The 2,008-nt window shown below is 70.2% G+C and carries 1 protein-coding gene; it reads right to left on the bottom strand.

Going from position 1 to position 2,008, the window contains the following annotated elements; genetic code table 11:
- Positions 1 to 993, bottom strand: a 993-nt coding sequence (locus tag ACIOGX_RS36755) for a ScbA/BarX family gamma-butyrolactone biosynthesis protein (protein WP_401919096.1), incomplete at its 3' end; no start/stop codon positions are given.
- Positions 994 to 2,008 lie beyond the last annotated feature (1,015 nt).

Raw genomic sequence — 2,008 nt, 5'->3', positions numbered from 1 at the left:
GGTTGTGGTGTGGGGGGTGGTGAGGGTGGTGGTGAAGATGGGGGTGGTGTTTTGGTGGCCGGTGATGTGGAGGGTGGTGTGGGTGGGGGTGGTGTGGGTGGTGGTGGTGTGGATGGTGGTGGGGGTGTGGAGTTCGGCGTAGTGGTGGAAGTGGGTGGTTGTGGTGGTGGGGAGGAGGGGTGTGGGGGTGTGGGGGGTGGCGGTGGCTGCTTGGCGGGCGGCTTCGAGGAGGAGCATGCCGGGGATGTGGTCGACGGGGTGGTCGAAGAGGATGGGGTGGTGGGTGTCGGCTCTGAGTTGCCATTGGTGTGGTGTGGTGGTGGGGGTGAGGACGACGTCGGTGGGGGTGGTGCGGCCGACGGTGTGGGGTGGGGCGGGGGTGGTGAGGGGGTGGGGGGTGCGGGTGGGGGTGGTGTGGTGTGCGCGGAGTCTTTGGTATACGGCTGGTGTGGTGCAGGTGTAGGAGGCGCTTCCGTGTGCGGCGGGTTGTCCGTCGCGGTGGATGGTTGTTTCGTAGTGGAGTCCGGTGAGGGTGTTGCCGCGTTTTCTGATGTCGGTGCAGGTGACGTCGATGTCGAGTGTGGCGGGTGTGCTGGCGGTGAGGATGTGGTCGGGTTCGACGGTGTAGTGGAGGTGCCGCATGAGGAAGTGGTGGCCGAGGGGGACGCCGAATTCGGCGTGTGCGAGGAGGGATCCGGTCTGGCGGATGGTCTCGGCTGCGAGCATGGGGTCGTGGTGGGGGCCGATGGGGCTGAAGAAGCTGTGTCCGCGGGGCCATTGGGCTGTCACGTTGAAGTGGGTGTCGTCTTTGCGTTTCCAGTCGGTGAGCATGACTTCGGCGACGGCTGCGCGGTGGACGAATTCTTTGGGCACGGTGGTGGTGAGTGAGGGAAAGCGGAACAGGGGTGGTGCGGCCTGTGGGCCGTGCTGTCTGTTCTGTGCGGGTGCTTCGTGGCCGTGCGGGCGGGCGGGCCGGAAGGTTATCGCTGTCATCTTTCCCCCAAAATGACGGTGACGAGTGGTGGTGTGGGTGTCTCGCGGAACCCCAAAGATACATACCACCCGGTTTATTTTCCACTGTTTCTTCATGTGCCCGGGAAGGGAAACCGGCAGATCCGGTTCCGTTCCCGGCATCGTCCCGCGGCGCCGGCCGGTCGCGGGCCGTTGCGGGCTGTTCCCGGTTCCGGCAAGGCCGGAGCGGGCGGGCCGCGGCCCGCCGGCCGGGGGTGTGCGGGGTGGGTTCCGTCGCGCCGTGGCCGGGGCCGTGGCCGGGGTCGCGGGGGCGGGTCCTGCCGTGGCGGAGGCGGGGGTTGTGGAGGCGGGGTGTGCGCGGCGGGGTTGGGGGCGGCGGGGTTGGCGGGTGTGGTGGGCGGTGTGGTGGGCGGTGGGGTTGCCGGGGCTGCCCGGGTTCGCGGCCGGCCGTCGGTACGGCCGGCCGTCGGTACCGCGGGCACGGTGAGTGCCCCCGTGTCCGGGTCGGCCGTTCCCCGGCGTCTCCCCGCGCGTCCGCACCCGGAGCCCGCCGCGCGGGCGCGCCGGGGCGCCGCCGGAGGGGTTGTGGGTTGTGTGCCTGTCGGGGCCCGGTGGCTGTCCCGGGGCGGAATCGGGGAAGGGCCCGCACTCGAACCAGAAAACCGCATGGGTGGTTTGTTGTTTTGATGGGGTGTCAGGAAACGTCGTCAGGAAACGGTGTCGGGGCCGGGGTGCCGGGGCCGGGGTGTGGGGACGCGGGGGGTCGTCGCGAGCGTAGGTGTCTGCCGTGGCCCGGCTGCCTGGCTGGCCGGCTGGCCTGGCTCGCTCGGGTGGCTCGGGTGGGCCTGGCTGGTCTGGGTGGCCCGGCGCGCCCGGCCCGTCCGGCCCGTCCGGCTGGTCTGGGTGGTGGGGTGGCTGGGTGGCGGGGGTGGCTGGGTGGTGGTGGGGTGTCTGGGGTGTGTGTCTGGGTGTGGGTCGGGTTGTGGTGGTGTGGTTGGGGTGTGGTGGTGTGTGTGTTCTGTTGGGTGGGGTGGTT

It is taken from the genome of Streptomyces sp. NPDC088147, assembly GCF_044741565.1.
In the GTDB taxonomy this organism is placed as follows: Bacteria; Actinomycetota; Actinomycetes; order Streptomycetales; family Streptomycetaceae; genus Streptomyces.
Note: the sequence above shows the minus strand (reverse complement) of the source record. Positions and strands in the feature narration are given on the sequence as shown.